Origin of the sequence: Glutamicibacter arilaitensis (genome assembly GCF_044793945.1) — a bacterium.
In the GTDB taxonomy this organism is placed as follows: Bacteria; Actinomycetota; Actinomycetes; order Actinomycetales; family Micrococcaceae; genus Glutamicibacter; species Glutamicibacter arilaitensis_B.
Genome location: NZ_CP084994.1, coordinates 2393257 through 2412017 on the forward strand (window position 1 = coordinate 2393257; position 18761 = coordinate 2412017).

Annotated in this window: 13 protein-coding genes; 4 read left to right on the forward strand and 9 right to left on the reverse strand. The window is 54.0% G+C overall.

Features of this window, described 5'->3' with window-relative positions:
- Window positions 1–133 precede the first annotated feature (133 nt).
- Window positions 134–559: a DUF3040 domain-containing protein gene (locus tag LG294_RS11265; RefSeq protein ID WP_404285740.1), complete on the reverse strand. Its 426-nt coding sequence runs from the start codon at window positions 557–559 to the stop codon at window positions 134–136.
- A 142-nt stretch (window positions 560–701) separates the two neighbouring features.
- On the reverse strand, window positions 702–1880 hold the full coding sequence (gene dinB, locus LG294_RS11270) for a DNA polymerase IV (protein ID WP_404285742.1): 1179 nt from the start codon (window positions 1878–1880) through the stop codon (window positions 702–704).
- 197 nt (window positions 1881–2077) lie between these two features.
- Here dinB and LG294_RS11275 point away from each other — a divergent pair, with 197 nt between their 5' ends.
- Window positions 2078–3136: a polyprenyl synthetase family protein gene (locus LG294_RS11275; protein WP_404285744.1), complete on the forward strand. Its 1059-nt coding sequence runs from the start codon at window positions 2078–2080 to the stop codon at window positions 3134–3136.
- A gap of 232 nt (window positions 3137–3368) precedes the next feature.
- Here LG294_RS11275 and LG294_RS11280 read toward each other — a convergent pair whose 3' ends face one another.
- Window positions 3369–3722, reverse strand: a complete 354-nt coding sequence (locus LG294_RS11280; RefSeq protein WP_404285746.1) for an Rv2175c family DNA-binding protein — start codon at window positions 3720–3722, stop codon at window positions 3369–3371.
- A 202-nt stretch (window positions 3723–3924) separates the two neighbouring features.
- Between LG294_RS11280 and LG294_RS11285 the strand changes: the two genes are divergently transcribed.
- Entirely contained in the window at window positions 3925–5643 is a 1719-nt protein-coding gene (locus LG294_RS11285; RefSeq protein ID WP_404285748.1) for a LysM peptidoglycan-binding domain-containing protein, read from the forward strand.
- Between the two features lie 68 nt (window positions 5644–5711).
- Here LG294_RS11285 and LG294_RS11290 read toward each other — a convergent pair whose 3' ends face one another.
- The 5 genes from LG294_RS11290 to LG294_RS11310 all read right to left on the reverse strand — a co-directional run bounded on the left by LG294_RS11290 (window position 5712) and on the right by LG294_RS11310 (window position 14684).
- On the reverse strand, window positions 5712–7208 hold the full coding sequence (locus LG294_RS11290; RefSeq protein WP_404285750.1) for a sensor histidine kinase: 1497 nt from the start codon (window positions 7206–7208) through the stop codon (window positions 5712–5714).
- Window positions 7209–7217: 9 nt separating this feature from the next.
- Window positions 7218–12023: an NAD-glutamate dehydrogenase gene (locus tag LG294_RS11295; RefSeq protein ID WP_404285752.1), complete on the reverse strand. Its 4806-nt coding sequence runs from the start codon at window positions 12021–12023 to the stop codon at window positions 7218–7220.
- Between the two features lie 120 nt (window positions 12024–12143).
- Window positions 12144–13382 (reverse strand): CpaE family protein, encoded by a 1239-nt coding sequence (locus tag LG294_RS11300; protein WP_404285754.1) that lies wholly within the window; start codon window positions 13380–13382, stop codon window positions 12144–12146.
- On the reverse strand, window positions 13379–14044 hold the full coding sequence (locus LG294_RS11305; RefSeq protein WP_404285756.1) for a hypothetical protein: 666 nt from the start codon (window positions 14042–14044) through the stop codon (window positions 13379–13381). Before LG294_RS11305 ends, LG294_RS11300 begins: the two co-directional genes overlap by 4 nt.
- An 88-nt stretch (window positions 14045–14132) precedes the next feature.
- Window positions 14133–14684 carry a hypothetical protein gene (locus tag LG294_RS11310; RefSeq protein WP_404285758.1) on the reverse strand — a complete coding sequence of 184 codons (552 nt, stop codon included), beginning with the start codon at window positions 14682–14684 and terminating at the stop codon, window positions 14133–14135.
- Window positions 14685–14806: 122 nt separating this feature from the next.
- Here LG294_RS11310 and LG294_RS11315 point away from each other — a divergent pair, with 122 nt between their 5' ends.
- Together LG294_RS11315 and LG294_RS11320 are read left to right on the forward strand one after the other, a co-directional pair.
- Complete coding sequence (locus LG294_RS11315) at window positions 14807–15535, forward strand: hypothetical protein (RefSeq protein WP_404285760.1); 729 nt, start codon at window positions 14807–14809, stop codon at window positions 15533–15535.
- 13 nt (window positions 15536–15548) lie between these two features.
- The gene (locus LG294_RS11320) at window positions 15549–16064 is read left to right on the forward strand and encodes an Rv3235 family protein (protein WP_404285762.1); all 516 of its coding nucleotides are present in this window, start codon (window positions 15549–15551) and stop codon (window positions 16062–16064) included.
- Here LG294_RS11320 and secA read toward each other — a convergent pair.
- Complete coding sequence (gene secA / locus LG294_RS11325) at window positions 16061–18724, reverse strand: preprotein translocase subunit SecA (RefSeq protein ID WP_404285764.1); 2664 nt, start codon at window positions 18722–18724, stop codon at window positions 16061–16063. The two genes, LG294_RS11320 and secA, sit on opposite strands and share 4 nt — an antisense overlap.
- Window positions 18725–18761: the final 37 nt, after the last annotated feature.

Genomic DNA, 18761 nt, shown 5'->3' on the forward strand with positions numbered 1-18761 from the left:
GACGTTGAGATTCAGCGTTTATCTGTTTCCTAGGAATCTGCCGAGAATCGATATAGCGCGTGTCGATACAAAAATTGTTAAAAGAAAAAGAGGTGCAACCCCAGTAAAGGGTTACACCTCGTAAAAAAGGATTCTAGCCGTCAGATTGATCCCGCTTGCGCTGATTCCATTTTTCTTCCAGACCGCTCATGAAATGCGAATTTCCCGGACCGGATGTTTTTGAATCTACTGGCTTCTTGGCGCCACCAACTTTGCCCGCTGCGGATTTAGCTAGTCCGAGCAACACTCCGCCGAACATTGCCGCGAAACCAATAACGCCCACGATAATCAGCTGCTGCGAAATACCAAAAATTAGACCGGCAAGTCCAGCGATGACCAGAAGCGCGCCGAGCGCAATGTTGCGAGTTGAAAGGCGACCACTACTTGCTGGGGCTTTCATACTGGAGGCGAAGCGGCGGTCTTCGTGCAGCTGCTTTTCCAACTGCTCCAACAGACGTTGCTCGTGTTCTGATAGCGGCATCGTCTTCTCCTTCCAATAACTGCTGTAGCGGTCGTCCACCGCCTACAGGTATAACGCACAACCACTTGGAAACGTTCCAATCGGTATTTGCTACCTACTTATTAGGATAGTCTCTTTTACCGCTACCCTGCTAGTTGATGTTCACCTCTTTCAGGCAACTTCATAGTTGCGCTGATTAAAGCTATTTATCTTTGGGTCGAAGGAAGCGAGCCGGAGCTAATCCGGAATCTGGGAAACGTTGACTTATTTCGTCCGCAACCCTCTCCGCTTCGCGAGTTTTCCCCTCTATTGGATCCAAACTTAGCTGAATGCCCAAATCAGGGTCACTTAGCCTTTCCGCCTTTATGCCTACAAGCCGAACTGATTGAGCTAACGGAGTCATCCGACGCAATAGTTCGATGGCATTTTGGCTTATTGTGGAGGACGAGTCAGTCGGCATCGCCATAGTACGGGTTCGGGATATGCCAGTGAAATCTTGATACTTCAGTTTTAGGCCTACTGATGAAGCGGCTTTGTTTGCGGCACGAAGTCGCTGGCCAAGCCGGTGTCCGAGTCTGAGCAATTCCTCTTCCAGCAATTCGAGGTCCGAAATGTCGTTGGCGAAGGTATGTTCGGCAGAAATGCTTTTTTCTTCCCTGGTGGTTTGAACTGGTCGGTTATCTATGCCATGTGCCAGTAAATGCAAAGAACGACCATGCTCACCAAAGCGTTGGATCATACGCGCTTGGGGCTCCTCGGCTAATTGCTCAATAGTTTCAATCGCGAGTGCGTGAAGTTGTTCCTCAGTTTTTTTCCCGACGCCCCACATCGCCGAGACTGGCAACTGGTGCAGAAACTCCGTAGTTCGTTCTGGTGCGACGACAATCAGGCCATTGGGCTTGGCATGCGTAGAAGCTAACTTTGCAACGAATTTGTTTCGAGCAATGCCGATGCTGGAGGGAAGGTTTAATTTCTCGGCTAGGTGAGCGCGAATTTTGTGCGCGATGGCGACCGGGCCTCCAAGCAACCGCATACTTCCAGTGACGTCAAGGAATGCTTCGTCGATACTTACCTGTTCGACTAAAGGCGTAATGGTCTCGAAATAATTCATGATCTGGGCAGAAACTGCAGAGTACGCGCCATGTCGCGGTTCAATAATTGTTGCCTGCGGCATCAGCGCGATGGCTTGACTCATCGGCATGGCCGAACGCACCCCACGTGCCCGGCAATCATAGGATGCAGATAGAACTACGCTTCGGCCACTTGGAAATCCGACGATCACAGGTTCGTGCCTCAGCTCTGGACGTTCACGCAACTCTACTGACACGAAAAAGGCATCCATATCTACATGCAAGATCGCGCGGTTTTCCAGGGCTGACATATTTATAGTCTAGTGCGCTTCACCGACGGATCGCTGGCAAGCAATAGCGCTCCAATATGGTATCAACCTGCGCACTGTTAGCAACCCATAAAGATGACGGTAGAGTTGAAGTTATCCGTTAGCAGTTCACGCTTAGAAAATGGTTTTGCATGTCGCCGTCTGAATCTCTGTCAGCCCTCGTGTCAGAAGCTAGCGAGGTGAGTCGCACATACACCGATGCAGTGGCCAATCGTCTGGAAGACTTCTTGTCTTCGAAGAGCGAAGAAGTAGCGCAAATTACTTCAAGTGCCGCGGAGATTGTCAATAGCATCCAAGATCTAACTCGTGGCGGAAAGAGACTGCGTCCCCTGTTCGCCTATTGGGGTTTTCTCGGTGCTGGCGGACATCCCGAGGACGAAAATATTGTTCACTTGGGAGTAGCACTCGAGCTCTTCCAGGGTGCAGCGCTCATCCACGATGACATTATCGACAACTCAGATACTCGTCGAGGCAAACCCAGCGTACACAAGCGGTTTGAGGCTCAGCATTCTTCGCTCGGATTAGCTGGCGATGCAGCCCAATACGGGGTTGCCAGTGCGATCCTCACCGGCGACCTGTGCCTATCTCTAAGTGAAGAAGTGTTTGCAGACATAGACTGCTTAACACCCGGTACCCGAGCAATCTTCAACAAGATGCGACTACAAGTAATGGCCGGACAATATCTGGACGTTCTTGAAGAGTCCGCTGGCTCTGCCTACGATCCGGCCGAAGCCGTTAAACGCGCTCGCACCATCGTTCGATACAAATCCGCAAAGTACTCCACCGAGAATCCATTCTTACTTGGTGGAGCATTGGCCAATGCGAACGACGAACTTCTAGAAAGCTACAGTGCATTCGCTTTGCCGTTGGGAGAAGCTTTCCAATTGCGAGATGATGTCCTCGGCGTTTTTGGCGATCCATCGGTCACCGGAAAACCGGCTGGCGACGACTTACGCGAAGGTAAGCGCACGGAATTGATCGCTCATGCCTTGGCATTGACCGTCCCTGAGGATCGCGAGTTCATCCAGACGCGGCTTGGTGCCAATAGCCTAAGCGATATGGAAGTTGCCAAGATGAGCAAGATACTGCAGGAGTCCGGTGCGCTGAGTGAGACAGAGTCCAGCATCAGCGATCTGACTAAACAGTCACTGGCCGCACTTGCACGCATCGATGTCGCCCCGCTGCCTTTAGCCGGGATGCATTATCTCAGCGACGCAGTCACGAAGCGAAGCAAATAGAGCCTCCGGCCCTCCGCAAGCTCGATACATTATTGATCGCTAGCTGAGAAGGTCTTTGACGAGTTATTGTGGAATTCCAATGATTTTGAGCGAACATACTTTTCGGTGCAGATGGTGGAGTTCGCAACTCAGCCAGAGTCTCAGTCAGATAACAAAGGTCTCGACCACGTCCAATGAATTGGCGTGGTCGAGACCTTTCGTTTATGAAAACTTTATGTTCGAGTCCACCCGCCTACCAGGCGAGAGCCTGTGCACGACGACGAATCTCTGTTTTGCGTCCTGTGCGCAAGGCATTCATTGGGGTTCCTGGCAACGATTCATCTTCGGTGAATAGCCACTTGATGGCGTCTTCATCTGAATAGGCGGCGTCAAGAAGCACCGATAACGTTCCCTTGAGGCTCTCCACGACGGCACCGTCAAGTACGAAGTCGGCGGGGATTGACCTCACGTTTCGCTCACCAATCCGTACTGCGATGATCGCTCGCTCATCGAGCATGCGATGTACACGTCGAATATCGACGTCAAGAATTTCGGCTAAGTCCGGCAAGGTTAGCCACTGGCCAACGGTTTTTTGAAGTTCATTCACCTCTAAAGGTTCCCACATTTTGGTGAACGGCGCAGAAACTTTATTTCCGACGCGCCCCAATGGTTTCCATGCGTCACACTAGTAGTGTAAATTTTCATGTATCACTTTGATAACAATTGCCACACGAACAACACTGGTGCTGTTTCTTAGCACGGTTCGAGTGAAAGTTGTTACCTACACCACTGATTTGAGGATTAACTCCATGCCCAACGAATCGAGCTATGCAGCTAAGCATGCGCTAGGCATCGTAGCAGGCGCGGCTATACCCGCCGCAGTGATCGGCAGCCTGGCCTTAGCCCCCGCAGTTCAGGCGGCACCTGTCCAGTTGCCGCAGAACCTAAACTCTTTGTCGCCTAAAAGCGTTTCACCCGAAACCGTCAAGATCGCTGAAAACCAAATCAAAGCGCATCTGGTTGCTTCTCGTGTTTCGACCATGGGGCTGCCTGCGAAACGCAGCACCAAGGAAATCAAGGTCGAGCCAGGCTCATCGTTGTGGAGCATTGCCAAAGAATATGACACTTCAGTCTCCGAGCTGAAGAAGCTCAACAATCTGAAGAACGACGTTATTGTTGCCGGGAAGACTCTGAAAGTTCCGGGCAACGCTTCCTCGTCAAAGGTGAAGTCGAAGTCTGAGAGCACTCAAAGCTCGTCCTACACAGTCAAAAATGGCGATACTCTTGGAGCAATCGCCGTAAAGCACGACATGAGCCTGTCTTCGTTGCTAAGCAAAAACAATATCTCAGCTAGTACGCGGATCTTCCCCGGCGACAAGCTCACTGTTTCGGGCAACGGCAAGTCTTCTGAGACCAAGACCCAAAACAATAACCAAAATTCAGGTTCGGGCAAGTCTGCTTACACCGTCAAGAGCGGCGACACCCTTGGTGGCATCGCAGCCAAGCACAACATGAGCCTTTCGGACCTGTTGAGCAAGAACAATATTTCCGCTTCGAAGCCGATCTTCCCGGGCGACAAACTTGTAGTAAAGGGCCAGGCAAAGAGCGATAATTCGAAGTCTGAATCCCCAAGCCCTAAGTCGGACTCGGGCACGTCGACCTACACGGTCAAGAGCGGCGACACTCTTGGTGGCATTGCAGCCAAGCACAACATGAGCCTCTCAGCGTTGTTGGGCAAGAACGACATCGGCGCCGGTAAGCACATCTACCCGGGAGATAAACTCATCGTTTCTGGTGGTTCTTCGAGCTCCAACAATACCGAGAAGAAGAGCGAGCCGAAGCAGTCCGGTAACTCTACCTACACTGTGAAAAGCGGCGACACCCTCGGTGGTATCGCCGGCCAGCATAATATGAAGCTGTCGGCATTGCTTAATTTGAACCCTCAGGTAAGCACCCAATCTCCGCTGAAGATCGGTGAAAAGCTCAAGATCTCAGGCTCTTCGGTGAAGCCAAACGGCAATGTCGAGAAGAAGAAAGACCGCAAGATCGGCAATACCTTTGAAGGTCGCACCTACCCGGATGCCACCGTCAATGACGCCAATCAGAACAAGGACTATCTAGATTCCGTCTCGGTTCCAAGCCGTGATGAAATGAAAGCCATGATCCGCTCGACTGCCAACAGCATGGGTGTGGACCCGGCACTTGCCATGGCACATGCCATGCAGGAATCTGGCTTCAATATGCGTGCTGTCTCCCCTGCCAACGCTCTTGGCGTCATGCAGGTCATTCCGAGCACCGGCGAATGGATGTCATCCCGTCTGGGGCAAGATCTGAATCTGTTGAAGCCACAAGACAATGTCACTGCCGGTGTGGCCACGATACGTTTCAATCTGGACAATACCGACAGCTTGGACAATGCAATTGCCTCGTACTACCAGGGACTCGGCGGAGTTCGAAAGTACGGGATGTTCGAAGACACCAAACGTTATGTCGCGAGCGTCAAATCACTGATGAAGCAGTACAGCTAGAACCAAAGAGTGTGGGGCAAGTTCCAAAGGAACTTGCCCCACACTCATTTAACAAGCTATTTGTTGGTCTAGGCCGTATATTGTTCACGCCGATTGCGGTGTAGCGGCATTTCAATGACAACCTTTGTTCCCTGCGGTTCAGATTGCATCCACTGAATCTCGCCAGATAATTCGCTAGTGACCAATGTGCGTACGATCTGCAATCCCAGACCCTCGCGCCGTGGACCTTCTGGCAGGCCGTGGCCATCATCTTGAATCACTACGCGCAGCCAATCCTTTCCGTCATGGCCGCGGTACCGATTCGCGAGCAGTCCAACCTCTCCGTCCCTGTGTGCCAGTCCATGCTCCACCGCATTTGTCACCAGTTCATTGATAACCAACGACAACGGCGTGGCCAAATCGGCATCGAGCATTCCAAATTCGCCTTCTCGCCGCGTGGCTACCCGCTGGCCCGGTGAAGCAATTTCAACGATGAGCCGGAATTGGCGGTCCATCAGATCATCAAATTTTACGGTTTCGTTCAGACCTTTGGATAGAAAATCGTGAACCGACGCAATAGTTGAAACGCGGCGCATCGCCTGTTCAAGTCCTTGTTGGCCCTCAACGGAGCTCATCCGCCGAGATTGCATACGCAACAAGGCCGCAACAGTTTGGAGATTGTTCTTTACTCGATGGTGAATCTCGCGAATTGTGGCGTCTTTGGTGACCAGCTCCTTCTCTCGACGTCTAAGTTCCGAGACATCGCGGCAAAGCACTAGGGCTCCCCACCGCTTTGATTCATCTCGAAGCGGGATTGCACGCAGAGACAGCGTGACGCCTGAATATTCGACTTCAGTACGCCATGGCATCTTGCCCTGCAGTACCAGAGGTAGAGTCTCATCAACAACGCGACGGTCGCTAACCAGCGCCATGGTCAGATCCGCGAGCGGCTGGCCTTGAAGAACTTCAGCCGCCCCGAGACGGCGGAAAGCCGACACAGCATTCGGGCTGGCGTATTCGACCACGCCGTTGACGCTGAGCCTGATGAAGCCATCACCGACACGTGGCGCTCCACGACGTGAGCCGGTTGGGCTTGCGAAATCCGGCCATAGCCCACGAGTACCCATGGTCAGTAGGTCCTCGGCGCTCTGCCGGTAAACCAGTTCCAAGTTCGAGGGAGTACGCGCCTGATTTGGATCAAAGTGTGAGGTAATCACGGCCACTGGGCGGTGCTGACGTACCAAAGGAATTGCTTGGACCGAAGTTAAACCAGAAATCAGATCAGCGCTTGGTTGCTCAGCCGATTTTTGCACGAGTTGGCTGTCCCAGGCTTGATCAACCATCAGGCGCAGGTCCTTACGGATCCGTTCCCCCACAAAGTCGGTGTGAAACACGGTGTGGGAGGTAGAAGGCCTTACGTGCGCAAGCGCAATATAGGACCCATCGCCGGTGGGGAACCAAAGCACGAGATCTGCGAACGCCAGATCTGAGATTAGTTGCCAGTCCCCCACCAGCAGGTGGAGCCAGTCCTCATCACCGGGCCCGAGGTTTGCTTGTTGACGGAGTTGCTCGGTGATGAGGGCCATTAGGGGGTGTTACCTCCGGACGATGGAACGCAGAAGGCGAAGGGCTACAGACAGCGACGCCATGTCGTCGCGTCCAAGGCTGTTTACTTCAGCAAACATTGTCTTCGCACGATCAAGGTTAGCCGTGTTTGCTTCTTCCCAAGCTGCAACACGCTCTGTCGGGTCGGCAATCTCAGCTCCGTTGTCCAACACGTTCGTCGTCAGATCAATGAGCGTCGTGTAGAGATCGTCACGCATTGCTGCACGGGCCAACGCCTGCCAACGATCCGAACGCGGCAGCTTGGTGATCCGGTTGAGCAAGTCATCGGCACCGAATTGGTTGTACAACACGAAGTAGGTTTCGGCGACCTGCTGTGCCGAATACTCGGTACGACCAACCAACTCTGCGATATCCAACAATGTATAGGATTCGAACTGCGAAGCCCACATGCTTGCTCGATGCTCGTCGATCCCACTGCTGATCGCATCTTGTTGCCATGCGGTGTAGCGTTCGAGATCCGACCCACTCAACAGTGAAGGTAGGCTCTGGCGCAATTCACTGACGATCGGTTCATAGTTGCCAACAGTTTCATCAACCGGCTGTTGCTGGTTTGCACGGTTAATGAACCAGCGAGTTGTACGATCCAGAAGGCGACGCATGTCATGATGTTGCCTTCCCCAGTACTCAACGTCAGTCCCGGCAGGCTGGAGGTTGATCGCGGCGAACTGGCGGTCGAAACCATAGATTTCACGCAATGCAGTGAACATCTTGGCGATCTGCACTTCGTTGGCGCCGGTTTCTTCCATGGCTCGGAAGACATAGGTGACTCCGCCGATGTTGATCATGTCATTGGCGACAACTGTCGCAATGATTTCCCGGCGCAACGGGTGAGTTTCCAGCTGATCGCCAAAGCGATCGACTAGCTGCTGCGGGAAGTAGCGACGCAAGGTTGCAACAAAATACGGATCATCCGCGAGATCGGACTCAGCCAGAGCATGAGCGAGCTGAATCTTCGCGTAAGCGGCCAGCACCGAAATTTCCGGCGTTGTCATCACCTCGCCAGCACTTTTACGCTGGTCCAACTCGTCGCTGCTTGGCAGGAACTCCAACTCGCGATTCAGGTCAGCGTTCTTCTCCAACCACTGCATCAGTCGTTCGTAGGCCGGAGCCCAGACCTTGGCGGCATGCTTTTCGTTGAGCAGCAGCACGTTCTGATCAAAGTTGGCCTGTAGCACCAGGTCGCCCACGTTATCCGTCATCGACAATAGGAAGTCGGTGCGTTCTTCGGCGGTGAGATTACCTGCCTTGATCTGTCGGTCAACGAAGATCTTGATGTTTACTTCGCGGTCCGATGTATCTACACCCGCAGAGTTATCGATGGCGTCGGTATTGAGGATGATGCCACTGCGAGCTGCCTCGATGCGACCACGCTGCGTCATGCCCAGGTTTCCACCCTCGCCGATGACCTTGACCCGGATTGCGTCGCCATCGACTCGGATCGCGTCGTTAGCTCGATCGCCCACCTGGGCGTGAGTTTCAGCGCTGGATTTCACATAGGTTCCAATGCCGCCGTTGTAGAGCAGGTCTACTGGTGCGGACAGAATTGCCTTGAGCAATTCGTTAGGGCTCAGCTTGGTGACCGAAGCCTCCAAGCCCAGGATGCCACGTACCTGCGCACTGATTGGGATCGATTTGAGGCTGCGAGAGTAGACTCCGCCGCCTTCGGAGATCAGTTCCTTGCTGTAGTCTGCCCAGCTGGAGCGTGGAAGATCGTACAGGCGCTGGCGCTCGACAAATGCGGCTTCCGGCTCCGGTGTTGGATCAAGGAAAATATCGCGGTGGTCGAATGCGGCTACCAGCTTCACGGTTCGGGTGCGCAAAAGTCCATTGCCAAAGACATCGCCGGACATGTCACCTACGCCGACAGCGGTGAACTGTTCGCGCTGGGTATCCAGACCTAGCTCGAAGAAATGCCGCTTTACCGATTCCCAAGCGCCGCGGGCGGTAATGCCCATGCCCTTATGGTCATAGCCTACGGATCCACCCGAGGCGAAGGCGTCACCCAGCCAATGGCCTTTTTCCTGCGAGATCGAGTTCGCGATATCAGAGAAGCTTGCCGTGCCTTTGTCCGCGGCCACTACCAGATAGGTGTCATCCGCGTCGCGGCGCACCACATTTGCTGGTGATTCAACGTGCTCGCCGTTTTCATCAGTGACCAGGTTGTCGGTCAAATCCAGCAAGGTCCGGATAAAGATCCGGTAGGAAGCTTTGCCTTCCTCCATCCAGGCGGCCCGGTCAACCGCCGGGTTTGGCAGCTGCTTGGCGTAGAAACCACCCTTTGCGCCGGTCGGAACGATTACCGAGTTCTTGACCATCTGCGCCTTGACCAGACCCAACACCTCGGTGCGGAAGTCTTCTCGACGGTCGGACCAACGCAGACCACCGCGCGCAACTGCGCCGAAACGGAAATGCACACCTTCAACTCGTGGCGAATAGACCCACATTTCATGCCGCGGTCGAGGGAACGGAGCGAAATCGATCTCCTCGGGTGCCAGTTTGAATGCCAACGCGAGACGTTCGGTGTAGTAGTTTGTCCGCTTCGTTGCTTCAATGACCTTTACGAATCGGCGAAGCAGTGTATCAGCGTCCAAGGCAGGAACATTTTCCAATGCCTCGTCGATTTGTGCCAGGGCCTGATCCCGTGCCGAAGTTGAAGCCTCGGCGGAGAGCGAGGGGTTGAAAGTGGCATGGAACAACGCGACGATACCGTGTGTTACCGCGGCATTATTGACCAGCGTAGATGCGATAAATCCGGTGGAATTCGAAACGCCAAGCTGCAACAGGTAGTGAGCGTAGGCCCGAAGCATGGCTACTTCCTGCCAATCTAGCCCTTCACGCAGCACCAGAGCATTGAGCTTGTCCGATTCGGCGGCGTTGCGAACCACCGCAGAGTAGGCATCGGCAAGTTTGGTTTCGACCTTGCTGAAATCTACTTCTGGATCCACCTTCAGACCCATGTCGTAGATGTATCGTTCGCCGATGCCTTCAGGGTTCAGCTCGTAAGGGCGCTCATCGACTACGTCGAGACCCAAATCCTGCAATACCGGCAGGATTCGTGACAGTAGCAGCGGTCGGTCTACGAAGATTTTCATTCGCTTGGTCACGATGGAGTCTTCATCGCTAGCTGCGTCGTAGAAGGATACGACTGGTCCTTGGTGATCCGGCGCATCAAGCTCCGCGAGCAGGTCAATATCGGCCAGTGCGTCTTCAATCTCAAATTGCACCTTGTATGCTGCGGGGAAAGCTCCAGCCCACGAGTTAGCCAGGTGGTTGGCTTCGCCCGGTTCGAGACTATTCCGGGCGGTGTCGGTAATCGCATCGTTCCAGGAACGAACTGCCTTAGCAATCCGGTTTTCCAATGCCTTGCGATCCACCACGGGGGTCAGCCCATGGTGCTGAAGGCGCAGTCGATAGAACAACCGGACCAATGCGCCGGCTCCGAGCTGTGCCTCATATTCGGTGGACACCGGATTGAAGCTGGATTCCAATTCCTTTTCGATACGCTGACGCACGTCGGTGGAGAACCTGTCACGTGGCAGATACACCATTGCCGTCACAAATCGCCCATATGCATCGGTCCGAAGGAAGACCGAGGTACGGCGACGCTCCTGCAATCGAAGAATACCCAAGGCAATTTCGGTCAGGTCGGAGACCGAGATTTGGAACATCTCATCGCGCGGGTAAGACTCGAGGATCGTGACGATGTCCTTGCCGGAGTGCGAGTCTCGCGCGAATCCAGTACTCTTCAGGACCGCTTCGATCTTTTCGCGAACTACCGGTACGGTCTTCACACTTGAGGTGTACACCTTGGAAGCAAAGAGCCCAATGAATCGACGCTCGCCGTTGACGTCGCCATTGGCGTCAAAGCTCTTGACACCCACATAATCTAGGTAGACTCCGCGGTGCACCGTTGAACGCGAGTTCGCTTTGGTGATGATCAAAGCGCGCTTGTCGCGGGCTGTCGCACGACCACGTTTGGTCAGGTGCTGCGGGCCCTGGTGTTCCAAGGATCGCATGAGCCCCAGCCCGCTTCCTTCGCGGGCAACAAGAACGTCTTCTCCATGCTCCGTGGTCAGATCGTAGTCGCGGTAGCCCAAGAATGTGAAGCGTCCGTCGGACATCCAGTTCAGTAGCTCCACCGCCTGGTCCAGATCAGCGATCTCGCCTGCGTTAGCGGTCTGCGGCAGCGTCTGGGCAATGTCCTTTGCGCGGTCTAGCATGGCTGGCCAGTCCTGGACTGCAATTCTCACGTCGGCAAGGACCGTCTGTAAGTTTTCAACGATTGTTGCTGCTTCATCGTCGGAGAGATCTCGTGCGACTTCTACCGAAATCCAGGATTCAACCTTGGTGTGCGTGTCGGCTGAGGTCAGCATGCTTATATCGGACAAGGCAGCTGTATCGCCACTGGCAACGTGTTGCAGTCCCGTGTGCGACAGTTTTTTGATTAATCCAGTTTCTCGATCACGCGAGACTACAAAAGTCGGGTGAACAACGAGCTGGATCGGGGCTGAAAGGCGGACCAGTTCCGCGGTGACCGAGTCAACCAGGAACGGCATATCGTCGGTGACAATATATACCACCGAAACGCCATTGTTGCGGGTGATAGATACGTTGGCCGAATCAACGTCGCGGCCATATCCGATTTCCAAGTGTGCAGCTACTCGCGCTTCGAGCTCGTCGGGCGTAAACGCCGCAACATCTTCTCTAGCGATTTGGCCATAGTACTCGCTCACCAAATGCGAGGTGAGTGTCTCATCCATAAATGATTCTGACATGCTGGATTCCGACGAGTTCAAGTGAACGCCTCCAAGAACGAAGTTCTAATTAATCCGCTTCTTTGCGGATCTTCGATAGAAACCACACTACCGTGTTTTCGTGTGTCGAAGACCATGCTTTCAGCCGATTCGACGACTCAGACGCTTCAGTCTCTTTTCTGTGGATTTAATGCCCAGCAAACCCCTTATTTCAGTACGCAATGTACTTTTAGGGGCAATTTCTGCCAAGGGTGATCCTGCAAGTAATGCCGCGTTGCAGCTCACCACGTCTTGGGACAGATATCCAGCAATGGAATGACTCGGCCCGAATCGATCCCAGGTTTCCAAAAGACGTCGTTTAGGGCTATGCCCGGTATTCGCAGTCCCGAGTTTATTGAAAACAATCTGCAGATTAACTCCGGGGATATGATCGGCCAATTCATCGATTGCTCGAAGCGCACGGGGAATCCCCACACTATCTGCGGCTACGACCATGAATACTTCATCCGAGGAGCGGAGCATCTCCACTGTGACTGCATTGCGCTGTGGCGCTTGTGTGTCAAAGCTCAGTTGTTCGTCCAATTCCAGCGGAGACGCCACATCTAGCACCACCAAGTCATTGTGTTCACGCAGGACACTAGTCGCACGACGTAGCGCCGAGGCTCGAACCTCTGGCCATCTGCTCGCGCGAGGCAGCCCCGTGGCGACTTTTAGCACTGCAGTACCAACTTCGACGCTCAAGCAGGTTGCCTCTAGTCGCGCAGGTTCGCGTGACCCCGAGTCGATCACGCGGCAAAGCTGCGCAATGGATGCAGATTCATCGAGTAAACCCAACTGTATGGAGATGGACGCGGCAAAAGTATCGGCGTCCAGTATCACCACGGATTTTCCTACCAGGGCGGCTTCGACGGCGTAGTTCAGCGCCACCGTGCTTCGGCCTGGTGAGCCCGCCGCGCCCCAGAAACACACAATTTTTCCGGTCGACGAGTTGTCTTGCTCAACGGCTTCGGCGTTCTGCCCTTCGCCGAGTACATCCAGCTGCTTCAATTCACGAAGCGCCTGCACCACGAGCAATTCGAGTTCCAGCATGGGCATGCTCGCGTCGACTTCAAGCATTCCTTGGACAATGCCATCGGTTCGCGGTTTTTCGTCGAGCAGCACCAGCACCGTTTGCTGAGAAGTCACCGCGTCGATCTGCTCCTGCGGTGGCAGCAGGTCCCGCCCGGACACCAACAGCACGTTTGCCACCCCCACCGCGCAGGCAGCGATAGCTTCCGCAATATCCTCACACACGCGAGTGACCATCAGTTCGCCCCGATACCCCTCGATCTGGCGCACAACCTGTTCGTCATTGCCCACAACCACCACGGAGATACTCATTGCTGGGTACCGGCTGGATTGTAGATCACGATAATTCTCGATTCGTTGGCCAAGGCTTGAAGCAGTGGTTCGAGATGATCCGGCTCGACCAACAGCTCCAGGTTGGTACCGTTTTGATTCACTAGTCCGCCCGCCCGGGCGACACGTGCAGAGACTTCCACCATGCTCGCCAACTGTTCTGGGACTCCGTATGCCGAACCGCCCTTTTCGCGTTGGGCAATCCATACGTCGATGAAACTACCCGGAGTGATCGCCGGGGTGAGGTCTGCGGGAAGGTCAATGTTGATCGGTCTGCGGGAGCCCAAATCGTTGTGCGTAATTGAGTTATTCGGGATGAATTCTCCGGCTCCAATAAAGGTATTGGCTCGGGCATTTGCGATAAGTTCCGGTTTTGCTTCAAGATACTGAAGACCGGATTCGCCGAGTTTCACATTTTCAGTACGAAGATTTTGAGTTGAAAGTTCCTCACCCAGAGTGATATTGGATCCGGCCACATAAACCTCTGTAGTGTGGTTTAGTTCGCGCACGAGATAGACCGTGCCAACCACTGAAGCCACTACCAGGACCGCACCCAGAGCTAATCTCGGGTCTTTCCACGTCGGCCGTTTGACTCGCGGTGCGCTCGTGGGACGAGTTGTACCGGTTCTCTGTTCGCCGCTCATGCCCTGTCCTTTGCCGACTGACGCTACTTGTTTCGAGAGCCTACGACAACTTTCGGTCGGTGTGAAGAGTTACTCCGAGGCCTGTGGATCATGAAACATCGACGATTTGGACCCAGCCAACCGTTTCCAGTGGCAGCAGGTGATAGCCGTTAATGCTTCGATCGCGCGCGTATTCGTCTCTGGGATGAAGCGCAACGATGAGAAAGTCTCTACCTACCTGCGTCAAAGTTCCTTCGACTAATGGCTTCCCGCCAATGTCGTAAACCAAGATTCGATGGCGATCACGCAATACACCCCGGACCACCGCGGAGAACTTGACTTGCGACAGGTGACTTGCCAGGTTGGATCCGGTTTCCGACATCTCCAGCGAACGCAGCGCCAAGTTCTTTACAAGCCAACGCTTCCCTTCATTTTCAAGGCAGAAGTAATCCTTGCCGACGGGTCCTAGCCTTGCGGTAACTTCGATTTCTCCGACCAGCTTCAAGGTAACCACAGTTCCTTGGAGCCGAAGCATCCGTTCATGCATTTGCTCGCTAGCGCGTTCAATACGAATATTCTCCGCTACCTCTTCGCGGAACTGTGCCGCAATTTGGGCTTCGGCCTGCGCCTCAAGATCTTCGAAAAGTGATTCCCACCGCATGCGCCCACTTTACGAGAGAAGAGTTTCTCTGGAAACCCTCTTCCCTAAAAACAATTAAAGTGTCATCATCTATATTAAACAGCATCAAATGACATCAAATGCTACCTAAAGAGGCGACAAGGATGTTCCAGCAAAGAAGGACAATCATAATCGGCCTGCTAACCGGTGCTGCGTTGGTCATCCTGTTGGTTTTGATCGAATGGACCGTACGCACACGGCCTCGCTACGACCCGGCTGGCGCTCTCTCGCAGAACATGCTGGTGCTGTTCCTACTTGGAATTGGCACACTCTTTGGCATTTACCTGATCCTGCACGGGTCGCTCCGCATAGCGATTTACGCGGCACGCCACGGACATGCTGGTTTCTTGGAATTGTTGAGCCGACTGGCCCCGAACCTGACTCGCCGCGCAATGGGTTCGATCTTAGGAACAACATTGGCACTGTCCGGAACCACTCTTGCCCACGGCGCGACGACTCCGCACACCGAAATTTCGCACTACCAAACCGGGGATCTGGCATCCCTGCCGCACAACCCGAACGAAGTCTCTACGCAGCCAACAACCGAAGTCCCCACCCCGGGCTGGCTGTCCGGTTCGCTGAGCATTCCCATGAACCGGCTCATGGGTTCGGGGAATGAACGAAAAAATACTTCAGTTCAACCGAATTACGCAGTCGTCGCATCCGGACAAACCTTGTGGAGTATCGCCAACGAATTGCTCGACGGCCATGGGTCCCCCGCGGAAATTGCAGAGCTCTGGCCACAAATATACGAGTTGAATCGTGAAGTGATTGGCGAGAACCCAAATCTCTTGCGGCTTGGGATCGAACTTCAGTTACCCAAAATCAGCTAAGGAGGAAAATACGGTGAGCATCGAATCAGAGACGCGCATCAGCCCGTCACGAACTAGCAGGGCAGGCACCTGTCCCAATACGCCGTTCCGCTTCGTCTCGGAGCATCGCCGGCCCAGTGCCGACACGTCACCACAGCAAATTTCGCTGGCAATGGATCGCATATTTCACCGACCGGCGATTGCATCATCCGAGCGTAAGACAATCATCGAACTCTCACACTCGGTGTCCCGAGCTGTCTTCGAGATCGTCGCTGGATACCGTTCGGTGAGCCAACTAGCTTTTGTCATGGAACCTGAATGTGTGAAAAAACTTCGCGCCCAAGCAATGCTGCAGACCGGTGGTTACACGGTCCAGCCAATGCCGGGCACCAGCCACGGCGAAGTACGTTCGTTGCACTTATGGCCTACGATTTCCGGGGCCTACGAGTGCTCAGTCATCGTGGCCTTTAAACACCGCGTCCGTGCAGTGGCTCTCAGAATTGAGCCATGGCACGGACGGTGGCAAATCACTAGCGTCGAGATGCTTTAGCGACGCTTGTTCTGCTTGTTCTTTTTCGCTGCTTTAGCCGGGTTCGAAGCTTGCTTGGCCTGAGTGCTGGCCTCGCCATCCTCGTCAGGACCGGTGAACTGCAGGTTCTTCGGAGCTGCTGGTTCGGCAACTACACCGGATGATTCTTGGCTAGCTTCCGAGCCGGATGGCACATCGAGGTTGAACAGAGTTCCGATGCTTTCCTCACGGATGGATTCCATCATGGTCTGGAACATGGTGTAACCCTCGCGCTGGTATTCAACCAGCGGATCGCGCTGTGCCATGGCACGCAGTCCGATACCCTCCTTGAGGTAATCCATCTCGTACAGATGCTCTTGCCATTTACGACCGATCGTGGAAAGTACCACACGGCGTTCGAGATCTCGCAAAACTTCGGAGCCGATAGCCTTTTCACGCAGTTCGTACTGGTACTTAGCGTCCGAGAGGATCTCGGTTTCCAAGAACTTTGGAGTTAGGTGCCCAACGCCCTGAACTTCCTCGACAACTTCATCGATGGTGAGACCGACCGGGTAAATCTGCTTGAGATTTGTCCACAGCTGCTTCAGGTCCCAATCGTCCGGGTTACCGACCAAGGTGACCTCATTGACCATGGATGTAACGACGTCTTCGAGGAAGTGGCTAACCTTCTCATCGATGTTCGCACCTTCAAGAATCGCGCGACGGTCAGCATAGATTGCCTCGCGCTGCCGATTCATCACGTCATCGTATTTCAGGACATTCTTACGCTGTTCGGCGTTTACGCCCTCGACCTGCGCCTGAGCGGACTCGATGGCCTTGGAAACCATTTTGGATTCCAGAGCCACATCGTCTGGCATCGACGGATTATTCATGATGCGCTCGGCCATACCCGAGTTGAACCGACGCATCAGGTCATCGGTCATCGAAAGGTAGAAACGCGACTCGCCAGGGTCACCCTGACGGCCCGCGCGACCGCGTAGCTGGTTGTCAATACGACGCGATTCGTGACGTTCGGTGCCAAGCACGTACAGCCCACCAAGCGAGGTAACCTCATCGGCTTCGCTAGATACGGTGGCCTTGGCTTTCGCAAAGACTTCGTCCCAGAGCGTGTTGTATTCCTCCGGATGGTTCTCCGGGTCCAAACCGCGGCGTTCCATTTCGGCGACTGCCAAGAACTCGGCGTTGCCACCGAGCATAATGTCGGTACCACGACCGGCCATATTGGTGGAGACGGTGACCGCGTTTTTCCGACCCGCCATGGCAACGACGGCGGCTTCGCGTGCGTGCTGCTTAGCGTTCAGCACCTCGTGGCGGATCCCGCCCTTTGAGAGCAAGCGGGACAAGTATTCGCTTTTTTCTACGCTGGTGGTACCCACCAGTATGGGTTGTCCGCTACCGTGGCGTTCAGCGATATCCTCGACGACCGCAGCGAATTTGGCGACTTCGTTCTTGTAGATCAGATCTGCCTGATCATTTCGAATGGCCGGCCGGTTGGTTGGGATCTCGACAACACCAAGCTTGTAGGTGCTCATAAATTCGGCGGCTTCAGTCTGCGCCGTACCGGTCATGCCTGAGATCTTCCCGTACATACGGAAGTAGTTCTGCAAGGTGATAGTGGCCAAGGTCTGGTTCTCAGCCTTGATGCTGACGCCTTCTTTGGCTTCGATGGCTTGGTGCATGCCTTCGGAATAACGGCGTCCCTCAAGGGCACGTCCGGTGTGCTCGTCGACGATCATGACTTCGTCCTTGACTACGACGTAATCCTTGTCCTTTTTGAACAGCTCTTTGGCCTTTATAGCGTTGTTCAAGAACCCGATCAGCGGGGTGTTATTCGATTCGTATAGGTTTTCGATGCCAAGATAGTCTTCGACCTTCTCAATACCGGTTTCCAGCACGCCGATAGTGCGCTTCTTTTCGTCGACTTCGTAGTCGTCCTCACGGTCAAGGCGTTTGACGATTTTGGCGAATTCGGTATACCAACGATTCACGTCGCCGGAGGCTTGGCCAGAAATGATCAACGGAGTACGGGCCTCATCGATCAGGATCGAGTCGACCTCATCTACGATCACGAAATTATGCCCACGCTGGACAAGTTCAGCCTTGTTCCATGCCATGTTGTCACGCAGGTAATCGAACCCGAATTCGTTGTTCGTTCCATACGTAATGTCGTTTTCGTATTGTTTGCGTCGTGCAGCTGGATCCATATTGGACAAGATGCAACCACAGCTCAAGCCGAGGAAACGGAAAACGCGTCCCATAAGATCCGACTGATACTGTGCGAGGAAGTCGTTGGTGGTCACCACGTGAACGCCCTTGCCGCTGAGGGCATTGAGATAAGCCGGTGCAGTCGCAACCAAGGTCTTACCTTCACCGGTGCGCATCTCTGCGATATTACCCAGGTGCAAAGCTGCGCCACCCATGAGCTGCACATCGAAGTGGCGCATGCCCAATACTCGATCCGAGGCCTCGCGAACCGCTGCGAATGCTTCCGGAAGCAGGGCTTCAAGAGTTTCGCCTTCTGCTAGACGAGCACGGAACTTATCGGTTTCGGCTTTAAGCTCCTCGTCCGACATTTCGCGGAATTCGTCTTCCAACGTATTGATCGTGTCGGCGTAAGTTCGAAGAGTCCTTAGAATCTTCTTGTCGCCGGTACGCAAAATACGTTCTAGCAATGATGCCACGTGGTAGCTCCCAATATCTCAAGCACAGTAAATTCTG

Excerpts from the sequence above, each read along its gene's own strand:
- LG294_RS11290 (WP_404285750.1), bottom strand. The coding sequence starts at position 7,208 with ATGGCCCTCATCACCGAGCAACTCCGTCAACAAGCAAACCTCGGGCCC.
- LG294_RS11315 (WP_404285760.1), top strand. The coding sequence starts at position 14,807 with ATGTTCCAGCAAAGAAGGACAATCATAATCGGCCTGCTAACCGGTGCT.
- LG294_RS11310 (WP_404285758.1), bottom strand. The coding sequence starts at position 14,684 with ATGCGGTGGGAATCACTTTTCGAAGATCTTGAGGCGCAGGCCGAAGCC.
- LG294_RS11285 (WP_404285748.1), top strand. The coding sequence starts at position 3,925 with ATGCCCAACGAATCGAGCTATGCAGCTAAGCATGCGCTAGGCATCGTA.
- LG294_RS11300 (WP_404285754.1), bottom strand. The coding sequence starts at position 13,382 with ATGAGTATCTCCGTGGTGGTTGTGGGCAATGACGAACAGGTTGTGCGC.
- dinB (WP_404285742.1), bottom strand. The coding sequence starts at position 1,880 with ATGTCAGCCCTGGAAAACCGCGCGATCTTGCATGTAGATATGGATGCC.
- LG294_RS11305 (WP_404285756.1), bottom strand. The coding sequence starts at position 14,044 with ATGAGCGGCGAACAGAGAACCGGTACAACTCGTCCCACGAGCGCACCG.
- LG294_RS11295 (WP_404285752.1), bottom strand. The coding sequence starts at position 12,023 with ATGTCAGAATCATTTATGGATGAGACACTCACCTCGCATTTGGTGAGC.